This window comes from Pseudobutyrivibrio sp. (genome assembly GCF_017471675.1).
GTDB lineage: Bacteria > Bacillota > Clostridia > Lachnospirales > Lachnospiraceae > Pseudobutyrivibrio.
The window spans coordinates 1-18,821 of sequence record NZ_JAFUSK010000002.1; the positions used below are offsets into that span (position 1 = coordinate 1).

At 39.7% G+C, this 18,821-nt stretch carries 16 protein-coding genes; 12 read left to right on the top strand and 4 right to left on the bottom strand.

The genetic code is table 11. From position 1 onward, the window contains the following. From IJ535_RS00035 to IJ535_RS00065, 7 genes are all read left to right on the top strand, one after another. Positions 1-463: RpiB/LacA/LacB family sugar-phosphate isomerase (locus IJ535_RS00035; protein ID WP_294297019.1), on the top strand; the 463-nt coding region annotated here is incomplete at its 5' end. An 84-nt stretch (positions 464-547) separates the two neighbouring features. Continuing rightward, the gene (locus IJ535_RS00040) at positions 548-1,567 is read left to right on the top strand and encodes an SPFH domain-containing protein (protein WP_294297022.1); all 1,020 of its coding nucleotides are present in this window, start codon (positions 548-550) and stop codon (positions 1,565-1,567) included. 448 nt (positions 1,568-2,015) lie between these two features. Then, the gene (gene thrS / locus IJ535_RS00045; RefSeq protein WP_294297025.1) at positions 2,016-3,782 is read left to right on the top strand and encodes a threonine--tRNA ligase; all 1,767 of its coding nucleotides are present in this window, start codon (positions 2,016-2,018) and stop codon (positions 3,780-3,782) included. 55 nt (positions 3,783-3,837) lie between these two features. Beyond that, positions 3,838-4,728: a radical SAM protein gene (locus IJ535_RS00050; RefSeq protein WP_294297028.1), complete on the top strand. Its 891-nt coding sequence runs from the start codon at positions 3,838-3,840 to the stop codon at positions 4,726-4,728. A 68-nt stretch (positions 4,729-4,796) separates the two neighbouring features. Further along, entirely contained in the window at positions 4,797-5,309 is a 513-nt protein-coding gene (locus tag IJ535_RS00055) for a hypothetical protein (protein WP_294289321.1), read from the top strand. Between the two features lie 57 nt (positions 5,310-5,366). Further along, on the top strand, positions 5,367-6,347 hold the full coding sequence (holA, locus tag IJ535_RS00060) for a DNA polymerase III subunit delta (protein WP_294297031.1): 981 nt from the start codon (positions 5,367-5,369) through the stop codon (positions 6,345-6,347). Positions 6,348-6,383: 36 nt separating this feature from the next. Then, complete coding sequence (locus IJ535_RS00065) at positions 6,384-7,175, top strand: PilZ domain-containing protein (RefSeq protein WP_294297034.1); 792 nt, start codon at positions 6,384-6,386, stop codon at positions 7,173-7,175. A gap of 139 nt (positions 7,176-7,314) precedes the next feature. Here IJ535_RS00065 and rpsT read toward each other — a convergent pair whose 3' ends face one another. The 3 genes from rpsT to lepA form a co-directional block, all read right to left on the bottom strand. Further along, positions 7,315-7,578, bottom strand: coding sequence for a 30S ribosomal protein S20 (gene rpsT / locus IJ535_RS00070; protein WP_294297035.1), 264 nt, complete (start codon positions 7,576-7,578; stop codon positions 7,315-7,317). Positions 7,579-7,711: 133 nt separating this feature from the next. Continuing rightward, positions 7,712-8,923 carry a radical SAM family heme chaperone HemW gene (gene hemW, locus IJ535_RS00075; RefSeq protein WP_294297039.1) on the bottom strand — a complete coding sequence of 404 codons (1,212 nt, stop codon included), beginning with the start codon at positions 8,921-8,923 and terminating at the stop codon, positions 7,712-7,714. Continuing rightward, positions 8,913-10,718 carry a translation elongation factor 4 gene (gene lepA, locus IJ535_RS00080; RefSeq protein WP_294297043.1) on the bottom strand — a complete coding sequence of 602 codons (1,806 nt, stop codon included), beginning with the start codon at positions 10,716-10,718 and terminating at the stop codon, positions 8,913-8,915. Before lepA ends, hemW begins: the two co-directional genes overlap by 11 nt. Positions 10,719-10,932: 214 nt before the next feature. Between lepA and hrcA the strand changes: the two genes are divergently transcribed. From hrcA to galT, 5 genes are all read left to right on the top strand, one after another. Beyond that, complete coding sequence (gene hrcA, locus IJ535_RS00085) at positions 10,933-11,997, top strand: heat-inducible transcriptional repressor HrcA (RefSeq protein WP_294297046.1); 1,065 nt, start codon at positions 10,933-10,935, stop codon at positions 11,995-11,997. Further along, positions 11,981-12,646, top strand: a complete 666-nt coding sequence (gene grpE / locus IJ535_RS00090) for a nucleotide exchange factor GrpE (protein ID WP_330619448.1) — start codon at positions 11,981-11,983, stop codon at positions 12,644-12,646. Before hrcA ends, grpE begins: the two co-directional genes overlap by 17 nt. Before the next feature lie 23 nt (positions 12,647-12,669). Further along, positions 12,670-14,568, top strand: a complete 1,899-nt coding sequence (gene dnaK / locus IJ535_RS00095; RefSeq protein WP_294297048.1) for a molecular chaperone DnaK — start codon at positions 12,670-12,672, stop codon at positions 14,566-14,568. Between the two features lie 254 nt (positions 14,569-14,822). Beyond that, on the top strand, positions 14,823-15,992 hold the full coding sequence (dnaJ, locus tag IJ535_RS00100; protein ID WP_294297051.1) for a molecular chaperone DnaJ: 1,170 nt from the start codon (positions 14,823-14,825) through the stop codon (positions 15,990-15,992). A 114-nt stretch (positions 15,993-16,106) separates the two neighbouring features. Continuing rightward, positions 16,107-17,600: a UDP-glucose--hexose-1-phosphate uridylyltransferase gene (galT, locus tag IJ535_RS00105; protein WP_294297054.1), complete on the top strand. Its 1,494-nt coding sequence runs from the start codon at positions 16,107-16,109 to the stop codon at positions 17,598-17,600. A 40-nt stretch (positions 17,601-17,640) separates the two neighbouring features. Here the strand turns inward: galT and IJ535_RS00110 are convergent, their stop codons facing one another. After that, positions 17,641-18,702 (bottom strand): GGDEF domain-containing protein, encoded by a 1,062-nt coding sequence (locus IJ535_RS00110; RefSeq protein WP_294297060.1) that lies wholly within the window; start codon positions 18,700-18,702, stop codon positions 17,641-17,643. Positions 18,703-18,821: the final 119 nt, after the last annotated feature.

Genomic DNA, 18,821 nt, shown 5'->3' on the forward strand with positions numbered 1-18,821 from the left:
AATGAAAATTGCAATGGCAAACGATCATGCAGGAACTCAGATGAAAGAAGAAATCAAGGCTTATCTATTAAGCGAAGGCTATGAGGTAGAGGATTTTGGAACCTACGATGAAAATAGCTGCGATTTGTCTGATTTTGTATACCCAGCTGCACTTGCTGTAGCAAAGGGGGAATGTGATAGAGGAATTTTTTGCGATGGAGTAGGTTACGGTAGTGCGTTAATTGCTAACAAGATTAATGGCTGCTATGCAGCTGTATGTCAGGATCCACTTTGCGCTACACTTGCAAGGCAGCATACTGATTCTAATATCTTATGCCTTGGCGCAAAGATTATAGGTGGTCTTATGTCTATGGAGATTGTTAAGACCTGGCTTAATACAGAGCCTTTAATGGAAGAGAAATACAGAAGAAGAGTGCAGAAAGTATGCGATATTAATGATAAGCATTGCGTTCCAGTAAAATAAATTGAAAATCTAAATATACACATTGCATTTGTGTGAGGAAAATAATAGACTATTAATATCAAATATTTTTAGGAGGTATTACTTATGACAGGATTTGTTATAGTTTTACTTGTAATTATTCTTATTCTTGTTGGAACTGGAATAAGGATTGTTCCACAGGGATATGTTTACGTTATTGAAAGATTGGGAAGATATAATGATACTTTAGGCCCAGGCTTCCATGTAATTATCCCTATTGTTGATAAGGTTTCAAAAAAGGTTTCTTTGAAGGAACAGGTAGCAGATTTTCCACCACAGGATGTTATCACAAAGGATAACGTTATTATGAAAATCGACACTGTAGTTTACTTCAAGGTTCAGGATCCTAAGCTTTACGCTTATGGTGCTGAGCGTCCAATTCTTGCTCTTGAAAATCTTACAGCAACAACTCTTCGTAACCTTGTTGGTGAACTTGAGCTTGATCAGACACTTACATCACGTGATAACATAAATGCTAGAATGCAGGGAATCCTTGATGAAGCCACTGACCCATGGGGTATTAAGGTAGGCCGTGTTGAGCTTAAGAATATCATCCCACCTGAAGAAATTCAGCGTTCAATGGAAAAGCAGATGAAGGCAGAGCGTGATCGTCGTGAGACTCTTCTTGAGGCAGAAGGTCACAAGCAGGCATCTATTACTAGAGCAGAGGGTGATAAGCAGGCATTAGTTCTTAAGGCAGAGGCTGAAAGAGATGCTGCTATTGCAAGAGCAACTGGTGAGGCAGAATCTATTCGCCTTGTTTATGAAGCAGAGGCTCGTGGTATTGAGATGCTTAAGGATGCCAACATTGATGAGAGAGTTCTTCTTATAAAGAAGCTTGAAGCACTTGAGAAGATGGGAGATGGACGTGCTACAAAGATTGTTGTTCCTACAGACCTTGCAAGTGCGGCTGCTGATCTTACATTTAAGACAGAGATGCTTGGATTTGGCAACAACACTCCAGTTGACAAGTCTACTGAAAAGAAGCCTGTTACAAAGGCAGCGGATCCATGTTGCAGCGATTCAGACAAAGGTGCAACAACAAAGCATTTTGTAGAAGACCACGTTAATTTCGAACAAATCTAATAGGTTATTAAGCGGGCAGACGCTTGTTTAATTCTATGATTTGTGGTAGTATAAACCACGAAAAGCGATGACAGAAACAGTAGTATTTGCAGAAGCTAAGAGAGAGGACGCCTAGGCTGGAAGCGTCTAGTGGAAGCTTATATGAACACCATTCTCGAGCTGAACGTAGAAGGATTAATTCCGAAGCGTCTCCGGGTAGTTCCGTTAAAGACAAAATGAGTGAAACACTAAGGTGGAACCGTGCAAAATTTCACGATTTGTGTAATGAAATTACAGAAATCGTGAACATGACGAGCCCATTGCCGAAGGCAATTTTTAGATGGGCGAGTATCCTTTTGAATTTTGTACCCTTAGGAAAGCTAGAAATAGCTTTTCCTAGGGGTTTTTTATTTTGCACCCTTAGTACAAGTAGTTACTTAAATTCATTCATTAGAAAAAGGAGAAAATCATGGTTAATTTCAAAGAAGATGAGTCATTAAACACTCTCAATCACTCATGTGCACACATGATGGCACAGGCTGTAAAGCATCTTTATCCAAACGCTAAGTTTTGGGTTGGTCCAGTTGTAGAGGAAGGCTTCTACTACGATATGGATCTTGGCGATGTTATGCTTACAGATGAAGACATTGCTAAGATTGAAAAGGAAATGAAGAAGGTTGCTAAGTCTGGCTGCAAGATTTATCGTCGTGAGATTTCAAAGGCTGAAGCTTTAGAGATGTTTAAGGATGATCCATATAAGGTAGACCTTATCAACAACATGGATGAGGATACTCAGACAATTTCTTGCTATGACCAGGGCGATTTCACAGATTTATGCCGTGGACCACACGTAGATAACGTTAAGATGTGCCGTTACTTCAAGCTTGTTAAGCACTCTGGTGCTTACTGGAAGGGTGATGCTAACAATCAGGTACTTAACCGTGTATACGGTGTTTGCTTCCCAACACAGGAGCAGCTTGATGAGCACCTTGCACTTTTAGAGGAGGCTAAAGAGCGTGATCACCGTAAAATCGGTAAGGATATGCAGCTTTTCATGTCTGACGATTTAATTGGTAAGGGACTTCCAATGTACCTTCCAAACGGTTACACAATCTGGACAGAACTTGAAAACTACATCCGTAACAAGGAGCGTAAGCTTGGTTACCTTCACGTTATGACACCATGTGTTGGTACAGTTCAGCTTTACCAGACATCAGGTCACTGGGATCACTATAAGGAGAACATGTTCCCAGCTATGGAGGTTGAGGGAGAGAACTTCGTTCTTCGTCCTATGAACTGCCCACACCACATGAGAATCTTTGCAAATAGACCACATTCATATAAGGAGCTTCCTATTCGCATCGCTGAAATCGCACACGATTTCCGTTTTGAGTCATCAGGAACTCTTAAGGGTATCGAAAGAGGACGTCACTTCTGCCAGAACGATTCACACATCTTCTGTACACAGGAGCAGATTAAGTCTGAGGTTAAGAGCGTATGCGACCTTATCTTTAGCACATACGAGGATTTTGGTATCACAGATTACAGATGCGTTCTTTCACTTCGTGACCCAGCTGATACAAAGAAGTATCATCAGGATGATGAGATGTGGAACACAGCAGAGCAGGCTCTTCGTGAGACTCTTACAGAAATCGGCATCGAGTTCACAGAGGAGATTGGTGAGGCTGCATTCTACGGACCAAAGCTTGACGTTAATGTTAAGCCAGCTATTGGTAACGAAATCACACTTTCTACTTGCCAGCTTGATTTCTGCTTACCAGCTAAGTTTGACCTTACATACACAGATGCTGATTCTAACAAGCAGACACCTGTAGTAATCCACAGAGCTATCCTTGGTTCACTTGATAGATTCATGGCTTACATTCTTGAGGAGACAAAGGGTAACCTTCCACTTTGGCTTGCACCTACACAGGTTAAGGTTCTTCCTGTTAAGAATGATGATGAAGGTCTTAATGCTTATGCACAGAAGCTTGTTGATGCACTTGCTGATGCAGATGTTCGTGTTGAGTTTGATACACGTTCAGAAAAGCTTGGTTACAAGATGCGTGAAGCTCAGATTCAGAAGGTTCCTTATCTTGCAGTTCTTGGTAAGAATGAAGAGGCTGAGGGCACTGTTTCATACAGACTTCACGGCGAGCAGGGCACTACAACAGTTAAGTTTGACGAGTTCGTAGATCTTATTGTTAACGAAATCAAAACAAAAGGACATAACTAAGCCTTCCCCTTGAGGGGAAGGTGGCTCCGAAGGAGTCGGATGAGGTGTTAACTATATGTATGAAAAATGCAACTTATGCCCAAGAGCCTGCAACATTGACCGCAACACCACTCTTGGCGTATGTCAGGTTTCAGCCAAAGTGAAGGTAGCTAGAGCAGCCCTTCACTTTTGGGAAGAACCATGCATTTCTGGTAATAATGGCAGTGGAGCTGTATTCTTTTCGGGATGCAGTCTCCACTGCGTTTTTTGTCAGAACGAAGAAATTAGCCATGGTAAAGTAGGGCAGGAAATTACAATTGAAGAGTTAGCCGGGCTTTATATTGACTTGCAAAACCAAGGTGCTAACAACATCAATCTTGTGACAGGTACCCATTACATTCCTCAGATTGTAGAATCGGTAACTATTGCAAGAAAAAATGGGCTTAATATTCCAATCATATACAATACCAGTGGATATGAGACGGTTGAAAGCCTTAGGCTGTTAGAAGGTATCGTAAATACGTATTTACCTGATTTTAAATATATGGATAATTCATTGGCTTTGAAGTATTCTCATGCCAAAGATTACCCTGATGTAGCAAAAAAGGCAATTGCCGAGATGGTGCGCCAATGCGGTAAGCTTCAATTTGATAATAATGGCTTTATCAAATCAGGAGTTATCGTTCGTCAATTATTGCTTCCAGGGCATGTGAAGGATGCCAAGAACATAGTTAAATATTTATATGAAACCTTCGGTGACAGAATCTACATTAGTATGATGAGTCAGTATACGCCAATGCCCCATATAGCCTCAAAATACCCTGAATTAAACCGTAGAGTCACTAAAAGGGAATATGATAGCCTTATAAACTATGCTATCGATTTAGGGGTGGAAAATGCTTTTATACAGGATAGGGCGGTGGCAAAGGAAAGCTTTATCCCTGAATTTAATAATTTTTTAGATTAGTTCATAGATATTTCTTAATTAGATGTTATTATTACATTAATTATAGGCACAGGATTTTGGAGGTGCTTATGCCGATTCAGCTATCTAATAATCTAAATAATAGTTTCTATGGCAGCTCTTATTCTAAGCCGCTTAGTTCGCTAGGGCGTGAAATAGTAGCAAATGGTGGCACAGAGGCTCAGGCATCTAAATACACTAATCGTAGGCAGGCTATTTCTGCAGGCCTGGTTGAGTGCGCTACCTGTGCTAGCCGGACATATCAGGATGGTTCAGATGAACAGGTTTCATTTAAGTCGGCAGCTCATATTGCGCCAGAAGCAGCTGGAGCAAGAGTAAGAGGCCATGAGCAGGAGCATGTTAGCAATGCCTATGATAAGGCTAAGGAAGCTGGCGGAAAAGTGTTACAGGCAACAGTTGCAATACACACTGCAGTATGTCCTGAATGTGGTAAGACTTACGTCTCCGGTGGTACAACTTCCACCAAGATTGCTTATCCAAACGAAGATAATCCATATCAAAAGAATAGAAAAGATGCTGATTCTGGATTGCTTGCAGGCATGAATTTTGATGCAGAAGTCTAAATATTTCTTTGCAAAATTCACTAGTAGTAAACCATAATTTAGGCTATACTTTTATCTATGAGAAGAATAGATGAAGACATAGCAAACGGACAATTTAAGAATTTATATTTGATATATGGAGAGGAAGATTATCTTAAGCTTCAATACAAGAACAAGCTAATAGCAGCTCTTGTAAATGATGGGGATAATATGAATTTCTCAAAGTATCAGGACAATGGTATCAACACTGCCCAGATTATAGATCAGGCAGAGACGATGCCTTTTTTTGCTGAGCATAGAGTGATTCTTATAGAAAACAGTGGCTTTGGAAAAAAGATGCCTGAGGATTTAGGTAATTATCTTTCTACAATTCCTGAATTTACAGTATTTATCTTTGTAGAGCCAACTGCAGATAAGAGAGGAAAGCTATACAAGGCTGCTAAGGCTGAAGGCCGTGATATAGAAATCAATATGCCAAATGAGGCTGTTCTTGCCAAGTGGGTAGGTGCTCAGCTAAATGAGGCTGGCAAGCAGATGAAAAAGGATGCCTGGAGCCAGTTCTTAAATATGACCCATGAATCAATGGATAACATGTCCAGAGAGTTAGAAAAGCTTATTACATATGTAGGAGATAGAAATCAGATTACCATTGATGATGTTAATGCTATATGTATAGCCAAGGTAGAAACTAAGATTTTTGATATGCTTAATGCTATCTCTGCTAAGGACATGGTAAAAACAATGGATTTGTATCAGGATATGCTTTCTGCTAAGGAGCCTCCTATGAGAATCCTTACTATGATTGTTCGCCAGTTCAGACAAATGAAGGTAGTGAAGGAGCTATCCGGCTTTGGAAACAACGCTTCAACTATAGCAGGAAAGGTTGGCATGCCGGATTTTGCTGTAAGACGCACTATGCAGCTTGCAGGCAATTTCTCCGATAAAGAAATTACAAATCTTCTTAATGATGCCGCTGATTTTGAAGAGAAGTTTAAAACGGGAAGGCTTGATGAAAAGCTTGCGGTAGAGCTTATAATCATGAAATACGCTGGAAAATAAATGCATTTTGTAAAATAGGTCTGATATAATAAAAATATGAATAATGATAAAACAGTAAAACTTAATCTAGCTGAATTAAGTAAGGAAGCCACTATTTCTATTGTTGCATCAATGGATAATAAGAAAATAGAGCTTCCTACGGAGTATGCTGTTTTAAATGATGAGGAAGAGAAGGAATTAGCTGAGAGATTTAATGATAAGTATCTTCCTCTAGAGAATATCCTTAAGCTATGGCAAGATAAGCTGAGGGAGGTTGAGTTTTCTGGAACACTTTCAAAGATTAGCCTGATAGCTATTACTAAGGAAGGCGTATTTCATTGGGAAAATGTAAAGATTAATAAATACACACTTCAAAACGGAAGACAAATTCACGTCGCCTTTAGCTCTAATCCAGTTGGGGAGAAATATAACAGAAGAAGAGGCGTTCGTATTAATATTGATAAGAGGATGAATATAGAGCAGAATGGTGAAAAATTTTCTGTGATAGTTCGTGACCTGTCTTACTGCGGTATAGCATTTGTAGAATCGGCTGAAACACCTGTTGATCCTGATAAGGCTTTTACTATTAATCTGATAGATACAGATGAAGATGGAAATGAATATCTGGTTGCAAAAATTACTGGGCGTATTAATAATCAAAAGGAAATTGATGATGGAAAAATACTATGTGGCTGCATCTTAGCAGCAGATCATGCATCAGACTTACAACGCTATATAGCAAACAAACAGATAGAAGCCATAAGAGGCAAGAGATTAGGTAAGAGGCTAAAAAAGAGTGTAAGTGGTGAGAACTGGCAAGAGAAGTTGATAGATGAATTAAATAAATAAAAAAAGCATCGGCTGACGGGACCGATGCTTTTTATTGTTATATTAAAAACGGGAAAGCGCACATTTAAGATTGCCTTCGGCAAAGAGTGCGCTGTGGCAAACAGGTTCTTCCCACAAGTGGGCCCCTCCTATTTGCATATTAAGCTAACTTGTTTACAAGCTTTGTAAGACGAGATACCTTACGGCTTACAGTGTTGTCATGATAAACACCCTTTGAACCAGCCATCTCGATAACCTTGATAGCAGCCTTGAGCTCTGACTCAGCTACAGCCTTGTCACCAGACTCTACAGCAGCCTCAACACGCTTAACGTATGTCTTAACCTCTGATTTGATTGCCTTATTGCGCTCTGTTCTAACAGCTGTTACCTGAACACGCTTCTTAGCAGATTTAATATTTGCCATGTGTTGCTACACCTCCAATTTGTATAATATAAAATGTTTCAAATTAAAATACGTTGTAGCCGGACACGGACAGTTCAACGCATACTCAAATATAATAGATAATAGATGCTATTTTGTCAATAGAAAATACATATTAATCTAATAAAAATTTAGATAAAACCTGATTGCTCACATCTATTCCTATGTCAGTAAGAAAAAGTCGGCCCTCTTTGGCATCCATAAAGCCTTGATTTCGAAGGGCAGTGATAACAGGACCATAAATGGCCTCAATATCAATATCAAACATTTGATAGAAATCAGCCCTTGCAATGCCATCTATTTTGCGAAGACCTAAAAACATAAATTCAGCCATTGCATCCTTCTTAGATATGATTTCCTCTGACTCAAAGTAAGGAGAAGAAAGCTCACAATCTAATGTGATGCCCTTTTCTAAGGCTTCAGATGTTTCGATGTATTTATAAATATCCCTTACATTGCTTGTTCGCATATTTCCAAATAAGGAAGCAGCACCAAGGCCTAATCCAAGATAAGGAACCCTATCCCAATAGCCTACGTTATGACGGCATATTTTGCCGTTTCTGGCGTAGTTAGATATTTCATAACGCTTATAGCCTTTTGATTCTAAAAAGTCCATAGTGTGCTTATATAGGCGGTAGGACAGCACATCAGTAGGCAAGTCCTCTGTTTCCATTCCAGCCTGCTGTTTAACAGCGTCAAATTTGTATTTCTCATAAAAAGGTGTACCCTTTTCGATAATGAGAGAGTAAGCAGAAATGTGCTCTGGACGAAGCATGGTGACAGCATTAAGAGTACGGTCAAGCTTCTCTATTGTCTGATGTGGTAAGCCAGTCATAATATCTACATTAACATTGTCAAAACCAGCTTTTCTGACTAAATCAAAAGTATGAAGGAAGCGATTATAATCGTGTATTCGTCCTAGTTCCTTCAATTCATCATCATTAGCAGACTGAAGACCAATAGATAAGCGATTGATACCAATACTTCTATATACATTAAGCTTTTCCGATGAAAGAGTTCCAGGATTACATTCTACAGAAATCTCTGCAAGTGGGTCTAATTTGAAGCAGCTTTTAACAGTAGTGATTATGGCATCCATTAAATCCTCTGATAGCCAGGATGGAGTACCGCCACCTACATAAATGGTAGAAACTATGCAGCCTGGATGAGTAGATGCTGCGTATTTTATTTCAGTGCACAAAGCAGCGACGTAACGCCGCTGCATTTTTTCATCGAAAACCCCAGATAGGAAATCGCAATATAAGCATTTTTTGACACAAAATGGTATATGTATGTATAGTTCGATAGGAGTCATTTTAATCCTCATCTAGTTTAAGAACGCTCATGAAGGCAGCCTGTGGAATTTCTACATTACCAACCTGACGCATTCTCTTTTTACCTTCCTTTTGCTTCTCAAGAAGCTTCTTCTTACGGGAAATATCACCACCGTAACACTTTGCAAGTACATCCTTACGCATGGCCTTAACAGTTTCACGTGCAATAACCTTTGAACCGATTGCAGCCTGGATAGGAATCTCAAACAGGTGACGTGGAATCTCGTCCTTAAGCTTTTCGCACATCTTGCGGCCTCTATCATAAGCAGTGCCAGAGAAGACGATAAAGGAAAGTGCATCAACCTCTTCTTTATTAATAAGGATATCAAGCTTAACAAGGTCTGACTTCATGTAGCCCTTCATTTCGTAATCAAAGCTTGCATATCCACGAGAACGGCTCTTAAGAGCATCAAAGAAATCGTAAATGATTTCGTTAAGTGGAAGAGTGTACTTAAGAACTGCACGGGTTTCTTCAATATATTCCATGCTGATGTACTGTCCTCGACGCTCCTGACAAAGATCCATAATCGCACCAATATAATCGCTTGTAACCATGATTTCAGCTTCAACAATAGGCTCTTCCATGTAATCTATCTCTGATGGGTCAGGAAGATTGCTTGGGTTTGTAAGTTCTATCATAGTGCCGTCTGTTTTGTATACTCTGTAAACAACAGATGGTGCAGTTGTAACCAAATCAAGATTGTATTCACGCTCTAAACGCTCCTGGATAATCTCTAGATGTAATAATCCAAGGAAGCCGCATCTAAAACCAAAACCAAGTGCAATAGATGTTTCTGGCTCAAAATAAAGTGCAGCATCGTTAAGCTGAAGCTTTTCAAGAGCATCTCTTAGGTCTGGATATTTTGCTCCGTCAGCTGGATAAAGTCCGCAGTAAACCATAGGATTTACTTTTTTATAGCCTGGAAGAGGAGCATCTGCTGGCTTGTTAGCATGAGTAATAGTATCACCTACGCGTGTATCACGAACATTTTTGATAGAGGCTGTCATGTAACCAACCATACCTGCTGGAAGCTCGTCACAAGGGATAAATTGGCCTGCGCCAAAATAACCAACCTCTACAACGTCAAAGGTTGCCCCTGTAGCCATCATCTTGACACTGTCTCCAACCTTAAGAGTTCCCTCTTTAACTCTACAGAATACGATTACACCCTTATAAGAATCGTAAAGTGAATCGAAGATGAGTGCCTGAAGAGGAGCCTTAGGGTCACCAGTTGGTGCAGGAAGCTTATTAACGATTGCCTCTAACACATCATGAATGTTAAGGCCAGTTTTTGCAGAAATACGTGGTGCATCCTGAGCTTCAAGACCTATTACATCCTCAATTTCTTCTATAACACGGTCAGGGTCTGCTGAAGGCAAATCTATCTTATTAATAACAGGGATTACATCAAGATCGTGGTCAAGGGCAAGATATACATTAGCAAGTGTCTGAGCCTCAATACCCTGGGCTGCATCAACAACAAGAATAGCTCCGTCACAGGCAGCAAGTGAACGGGAAACTTCATAATTAAAATCCACATGACCAGGAGTATCAATAAGATTGAAAATGTATTCATTTCCATCGTCAGCCTTGTAAATAATACGAACAGCCTGAGACTTGATAGTGATTCCGCGCTCACGCTCAAGGTCCATATTATCAAGAACCTGAGCCTGCATCTCTCTATCTGTGAGAGTGCCGGTCATCTGAATGATTCTGTCGGCAAGTGTTGATTTACCGTGATCGATATGAGCAATTATACAAAAATTTCTAATTTTACTTTGATCCATATTTCACCTCTAAGAATTTCTTATCATATATTATCAGAGAGCCGCCAAAATAACAATTATTCCTTATTAATAAAAGAAGGATAAAAAATATAAAAAATGTATAAACCGTGTTGACAAAAGAGTTCAGTAGGTGTAAATTAACCTCAGAATTAATTAGCACTCCATTCTAGTGAGTGCTAACAACAAAGTTTTCAAAGTTAAGTGAGGTGAATGTATGGCTGACACAGAGCTTGATGAGAGAAAAGTAAAGATATTAAACGCTATAATCAAGAATTATTTAGAGACTGGCGAGCCTGTTGGTTCACGTACCATTTCTAAATACACTGATTTGAATCTTAGCTCAGCCACCATTCGTAATGAGATGTCAGATCTTGAGGATTTAGGATATATTGTTCAGCCTCATACATCGGCAGGGCGTATTCCTTCTGATAAGGGCTACAGATTTTATGTTAACAATCTGATAGCTGAGAAGGATAAAGAAGTAGCAGACATGCAGGAGTGGATGATTGAGAAGACGGAAAAGATGGAAAGTCTTCTTAAGAATGTGGCAAAGACACTTGCTAATAACACTCAGTATGCAACACTTGTTTCTGCGCCATCAGTTGTTTCAAACAGACTTAAGTTCGTCCAGCTTTCAGCTGTAGATGAACATCAGGTTTTATCAGTGGTTGTTATGGATGGCAACATCGTTAAGAACAAGATAATAACAGTTGATAAGCCACTTGATAACGAGACAATGCTTAAGCTTAACATGCTTCTTAATACTAATCTTAACGGTCTTACAGTAGATGAGATTAACCTAGCTCTCATCACAAAGCTTAAGGAGCAGGCAGGCATTCATGATGAAATCATAGCCCAGGTTCTTGATACAGTTGCAGAAACCATTACCGAGGGTGATGATTTGCAGGTATACACCTCAGGTGCTACCAATATTTTCAAATATCCAGAGCTTGCTGATTCTAAGAAGGCATCAGAATTGCTTACCACATTTGAGGAAAAGCAGTCATTGATGGAGCTTTTAAATGACTCCACTGATGGAAATGAGAACACAGGAATTCAGGTTTATATCGGTGATGAATCTCCAATATCTACCATGAAGGATTGCTCAATAGTTACAGCAACATACGAGCTTGGTGATGGAGTCAAGGGTACTATTGGTATCGTAGGTCCAAAGCGCATGGATTATGAAAATGTTGTTGATAATATAAAAAGTCTTAAAGGTCAGCTAGATAAATTACTGAAGCAAGAGGCTGACAGAAAAAATGATAATAGAAATTAAGGAGATGAAATTCGTGGCAGAGAATAAAGAAAAGATGGAAGAGTTCTCTACTGAGGAAGCAGTAAAAGAAGCAGTTGAAAATGCTGAGGCTATGGCAGAAGAAAATGCTAAGCCTTCAGAAGAAGCTTCAGCTGAAACAGCTAATGAATCTTCAGAAGAGTCTTCTAAGGAAGAGAAGGAAGGCAAAAAGCCTTTCAAAAAGAAAGAAAAAAAGAAAGATAAGCGTGATGAGCAAATCGAACAGCTTACAGATAGAGTTACTCGTCAGATGGCAGAGTTTGAAAACTTCAGACGACGTACTGACCAGGAAAAGGCTCAGATGTTTGGAAATGGTCAGAAGGCCATCGTAGAAAAGATTCTTCCTGTAGTAGATAACTTCGAAAGAGGTCTTGCTACAGTTGAGGAAGGGGCAGACCCATTTGCTGATGGAATGCTCATGATATATAAGCAGTTACTTACTACACTCGAAGAAATTGGTGTTAAGCCAATCGAGGCAGTAGGACAGGAATTCAATCCAGACTTCCACAACGCAGTAATGCATGTTGATGATGAAGAGGTAGGCGAGAACATCGTCGTAGAGGAATTCCAAAAGGGTTACATGATGAACGATTCAGTTGTTCGTCATTCAATGGTTAAGGTTGCTAACTAAGTAATATATAGGAGGAAATAAAAATGGGAAAGATTATTGGTATCGATTTAGGAACAACTAATAGCTGCGTAGCTGTTATGGAAGGTGGAAAGCCAACAGTTATCGCAAATACAGAAGGTGCTAGAACAACACCATCTATCGTTGCATTTACAAAGACAGGTGAGAGACTTGTTGGTGAGCCAGCAAAGCGTCAGGCTGTTACAAATGCAGAGAAGACAATCTCTTCTATCAAGAGAGATATGGGTACAGACAACGGTCGTATCATCGACGACAAGAAATACAGCCCACAGCAGATTTCAGCAATGATTCTTCAGAAGCTTAAGAGCGATGCTGAAAACTACTTAGGTGAGACAGTTTCAGAGGCAGTTATCACAGTACCAGCGTACTTCAACGATGCTCAGCGTCAGGCTACAAAGGATGCTGGTAAGATTGCAGGTCTTGATGTAAAGCGTATCATCAACGAGCCTACAGCAGCAGCACTTGCTTATGGTCTTGATAACGAGCAGGAGCAGAAGATTATGGTTTACGATTTAGGTGGTGGTACATTTGATGTATCTATCATTGAAATCGGTGATGGTGTTATCGAGGTTCTTGCTACAGCTGGTAACAACAGACTTGGTGGTGATGATTTCGATCAGAAGATTACAGATTGGATGCTTGCAGAGTTTAAGGCAGCTGAGGGTGTAGATCTTTCAACAGATAAGATGGCACTTCAGAGACTTAAGGAAGCAGCTGAGAAGGCTAAGAAGGAGTTATCAAGCGCAACAACTACAAACATCAACCTTCCATTCATCACAGCAACAGCTGAAGGTCCAAAGCACTTTGATATGAACCTTACACGTGCTAAGTTTGATGAGTTAACACATGACCTTGTTGAAGCTACAGCAGGCCCTGTTAACCAGGCTCTTAAGGATGCTGGTCTTAACGCATCAGAGCTTTCTAAGGTACTTCTTGTTGGTGGTTCTACAAGAATCCCAGCAGTTCAGGATAAGGTAAAGGCTCTTACAGGTCACGAGCCAAGCAAGACATTAAACCCAGATGAGTGCGTAGCTATCGGTGCTTCTATCCAGGGTGGTAAGTTGGCTGGCGATGCTGGTGCAGGCGATATCCTTCTTCTTGATGTAACACCACTTTCACTTTCTATCGAGACAATGGGTGGTATTGCTACAAGACTTATCGAGAGAAATACAACTATCCCTACAAAGAAGAGCCAGATCTTCTCTACAGCAGCTGATAACCAGACAGCCGTTGATATCAACGTAGTACAGGGTGAGCGTCAGTTCGCTAAGGATAACAAGTCACTTGGACAGTTCAGACTTGATGGTATCCCACCAGCAATGAGAGGTGTACCACAGATCGAGGTTACATTTGATATTGATGCTAACGGTATCGTTAACGTATCTGCTAAGGATTTAGGCACTGGTAAGGAGCAGCACATCACAATCACAGCTGGTTCTAACATGTCTGATGAAGATATCGATAAGGCAGTTAAAGAGGCTCAGGAGTATGAGGCTCAGGATAAGAAGCGTAAGGAAGCTGTTGATACTAGAAACGATGTTGAGAGCTTTGTATTCCAGACAAAGAAGGCTCTTGATGAAGTAGGCGACAAGATTGATGCAGCTGATAAGGCAGCAGTTGAAGCTGATATCGAAGCAGCTCAGAAGTTACTTGACCAGTATCAGACACCTGAGGAAATGAGCGATTCACAGATTGGTGAGCTTAAGGCAGCTCAGGAGAAGCTTACAGAGAGTGCTCAGAAGGTGTTTGCTAAGATGTACGAGCAGTCACAGGCGGCTCAGGGAGCAGCAGGTGCTCAGGGTGCAGGCCCAGATATGAGCCAGTTCACAGGCGCAGGCGCTGGAGCAGGTGCAGGCTCTAACCCAGCCGACGACGTCGTAGACGCTGATTTCAAAGAGGTATAGTATATATAGCAAGTAATTTAAGCTGTGAAATAGCTTAGTGTACTAGGAAAGCGCGAGTAGGGAGGCACCATGCCGAGGATGGGAAGGACCTACGCCGGCGGGAGGGTTCCCAGACGAAAGCATGGGGGGTGTTCTTCACTGCCGTTCCGGTCGTTGCTGAACAAAGGTCCACTGGACCTTTAGCAACCTACGGGAGCTTTGAAAAGTAAAGTGCTATTTCACAGCGTATTTGTGTATGTAAAGGATTGATAAATATGGCAGAACAAAAACGAGATTACTATGAGGTTCTTGGAGTTTCCAAGACAGCTTCAGAAAGTGAGCTTAAAAGTGCATATAGAAAGCTTGCAAAGAAATATCATCCAGATATGAACCCTGGTGATGCAGACGCTGAGAAGAAATTCAAAGAAGCCTCTGAAGCTTACGCTGTTCTTTCAGATCCTGATAAGAGACGTCAATACGATCAGTTTGGCCACGCAGCATTTGAAAACGGCGGCGGTGGTGCCGGCGGTTTCGATTTCTCAGGCATGGATTTTGGCGATATCTTTGGGGATATCTTTGGCAGCTTCTTTGGTGGCGGCGGTGGACGTGCTTCTAACGGTCCTATGCGAGGTGCAAATCTTCGCGCAGCTGTACATATTACTTTTGAAGAAGCAGCTTTTGGCTGTGAAAAACAGCTTGAAATTACACTTAAAGAAGAGTGTGCTGCATGTCATGGTAGTGGCGCTAAACCTGGTACAAGTAAGCGTACATGTTCTAAGTGCGGCGGTAAGGGCCGTGTAATGATGTCGCAGCAGTCGCTTTTTGGTATGGTTCAGAATGTAACTACCTGCCCAGACTGTCATGGAACTGGTGAGGTTATTGATACTCCATGTCCAGATTGTAATGGAACAGGTTATGTTGCTCGCAAGAAGAAGATTTCTGTATCAATTCCTGCTGGTATTGATAATGGTCAGAGTGTTCGTATTCGTGAGAAGGGTGAGCCAGGCAGAAATGGTGGCCCAAGAGGAGATTTACTTGTAGAAGTAATTGTTGCTAATCATCCTATATTCCAGCGTAGGGATATGGATATTTATTCTTCAGCACCTATTTCTTTCGCACAGGCTGCGCTTGGTGGCGAAGTTATCATTGATACTCTTGATGGTAAGGTAAGCTACGAGGTTAAGCCAGGTACACAGACTGATACTACAATCAGACTTCGTGGAAAGGGTATACCTTCTCTTAGAAATAGAAATGTTCGTGGTGACCAGTATGTTACACTTGTTGTACAGGTTCCTACAGGCCTTTCAAAAGATGCAAAGGAAGCACTGCGTAAGTTTGATGAGCTTACTGGTAAGACAACAGTTGGTGGCCCAAAGTCAGTTAAGGCTGAGAAAAAGAAAAAAGGCTTTGCTGATAAGATAAAGGATGCAATTGACGATTTATAATAGTCGAATTTGCAAAAATTAATATCAAGAATACTTGATGTAAAAAACCGAAAAGATGTAAAATAGTTTCCAGAGAGATTTCTTTGGAAACTATTTTTATTTTTGGAGGAGCTTATGCTACAGGAGAATATAAAAAAATTAGTACAATATGGAATAAATTGTGGGTTAACACCAGAATGCGAGAGAATTTATACAACTAACCTTTTGTTAGAATGTATGAAAGAGGATGAGTATACAGACCCTGATTGTGATTTATCAGATATTGTTTTAGAGGATGTTTTAAAGGGTTTATTAGATGAAGCTATAAATAGAGGCATCATAGAGGATTCTATTACAGATAGAGATTTGTTTGACACAAAGCTTATGAATCAGCTCTGCCCTAGACCTTCTCAGGTTATTGAAAAGTTCTATAGCATCTATAATAATGAGGGACCACAGGCTGCCACAGATTTCTTCTATAGTATGAGCCGTAATTCGGATTATATAAGAACATACAGGGTAAAGAAGGATCTTAAGTGGACTACAGAAACTGAATATGGAACACTTGATATCACAATTAATCTTTCTAAGCCAGAGAAAGACCCAAAGGCAATAGCTGCTGCTAAAAATGCTAAACAGTCAGCATATCCAAAGTGTCAGCTTTGTATGGAAAACGAAGGATATGCAGGAAGAGCTAATCACCCTGCAAGGGAAAATCATCGTATAATTCCAATTACAATCAATGATAGTAAATGGGGATTTCAGTATAGCCCATACGTTTATTATAACGAGCATTGTATCGTATTTAATGGGGAACACACTCCTATGAAGATAGAGCGTGCCACCTTTGTAAAGCTATTTGACTTTGTAAAACAGTTTCCACATTATTTTCTTGGAAGCAATGCTGACCTTCCAATAGTTGGTGGCTCTATTCTTAGTCATGATCATTTCCAGGGCGGTCATTATACATTTGCAATGGAAAAGGCACCTATCATCAAAGAATTTACAGTAAAGGGATATGAGGATGTTACAGCTGGTATAGTTAAATGGCCATTATCTGTAATTAGACTTCAGTGTAAAGATGAAAAACGTATTATTGATTTAGCAGAACATATCCTTAATGAATGGCGAGGTTATACAGACGAAGCCGCTTTTATATTTGCAGAAACTAACGGTGAAAAGCATAACACTATCACACCTATTGCTAGAAAGCGTGGGGATTTATTTGAACTGGACCTTGCTCTTAGAAATAACATTACAACAGAAGAGCATCCTCTTGGTGTATATCATCCACATGCTCATTTGCATCATATAAAAAAGGAAAATATTGGTCTTATAGAGGTTATGGGACTTGCAGTCCTTCCTAGCCGCCTAAAGGGGGAGATGGAACAGCTTGCTGATTATATTGTAAATGGCAAGGATTTAAGAAGTAATGAGGCTCTTGCAAAGCATGCTGATTGGGTTGAAGCTTTTTCAAAGAACTACGACCATATTGATTCTGCTAACATTAATGAAATTCTTCAGCAGGAGATAGGAAAGGTATTCTGCGAAGTATTAGAATGTGCAGGAGTGTATAAAAACACCGATGAGGGAATGGCTGCATTCCTTAGATTTGTAAACAACTTATAATATAAAGCCACCATTTAGAAAATCTAATTGGTGGCTTTCTTTAAATATTATCATAATTAACTACTTGATTACGACCATGTTCTTTGGCATAGTATAATGCCTGATCTGCTTTATCGATATTTTTGTGATAATTCTCATTAGTAGTGTACTTGGTTAGACCAATAGATATTGTTATTGGACAAATACCATTATCGGTTGATTCAATATCATATCTGATTTTTTCGGCAAAAGACATGGCCTGGCGCAAAGAATAGTCTACTAGGATAATGACGAATTCTTCACCACCCCAACGAAACAGGTAATCTCTATCGTAAATCTGGCTTTTTAATTGTGTGGCAACATATTTTAATATTTTATCTCCAGCTTCATGGCCATAGGTATCATTTACTTTTTTAAAGTAATCGATATCTAGCATAATAAGGTAGCCTTTTTTATCAAATAAGAATCTTTCTGAATTTACATCTACAATTTCAGAAAGTTTATGTCTGTTGTACGTTCCAGTAAGTTCATCGGTTACATAGCTAATTTCTAACTGTTTCCTAATAAGATAGTGATCTGCGTAGGTATTTTCTTGAATCCAAAGCATTAAAACAACACCTATGTAAAGAGGTAATGCCAGTGCTATCATCAATTTAAAATATTGATAATGAATAAAACTATTAGAAATAATTATATTTAAAAGAAGGCAAGCATGAATAGGAATATGATAGATTAAAGGCATAGCCAGTCCTATTGCCAGAAAAGCAAAATGCATTATTATAAAACCTTCTCTTGCAAAGTCTTTGTTTGGTAAATAAATTATTGCCCAAATGGTGCTCCACATAGCTGCGTGGGGAATAGTATAGTAAAGATGAACACCATACTGATAGGTGTTGGCTCTCGGAACCAGAATATAAAATATAATAAGAGGTAAGATTATACTTAGTCTTGGGATTATAGTTTCATAAGCAAAACGGCCAAATATTATACAATCTGATGCAAAGTAAGTCACTTCAAGAAGGCCTATTAAATACGCACAATAGGTGGCTACTTTTTTATAATATTTGAATTTAGACTGATAAAAGTCTTTTCGCAATTCAGGGCGAATCTTATTTGTTATCATAGCTTGATTATATATCGTAGATTGTATTAGAACAATAAAAGTAGCTAAATGTTCATAGATATTTCTTATTTTCCAAATATTTTCAGAATATTTCCTTTACATTCTAAATATCATCACTT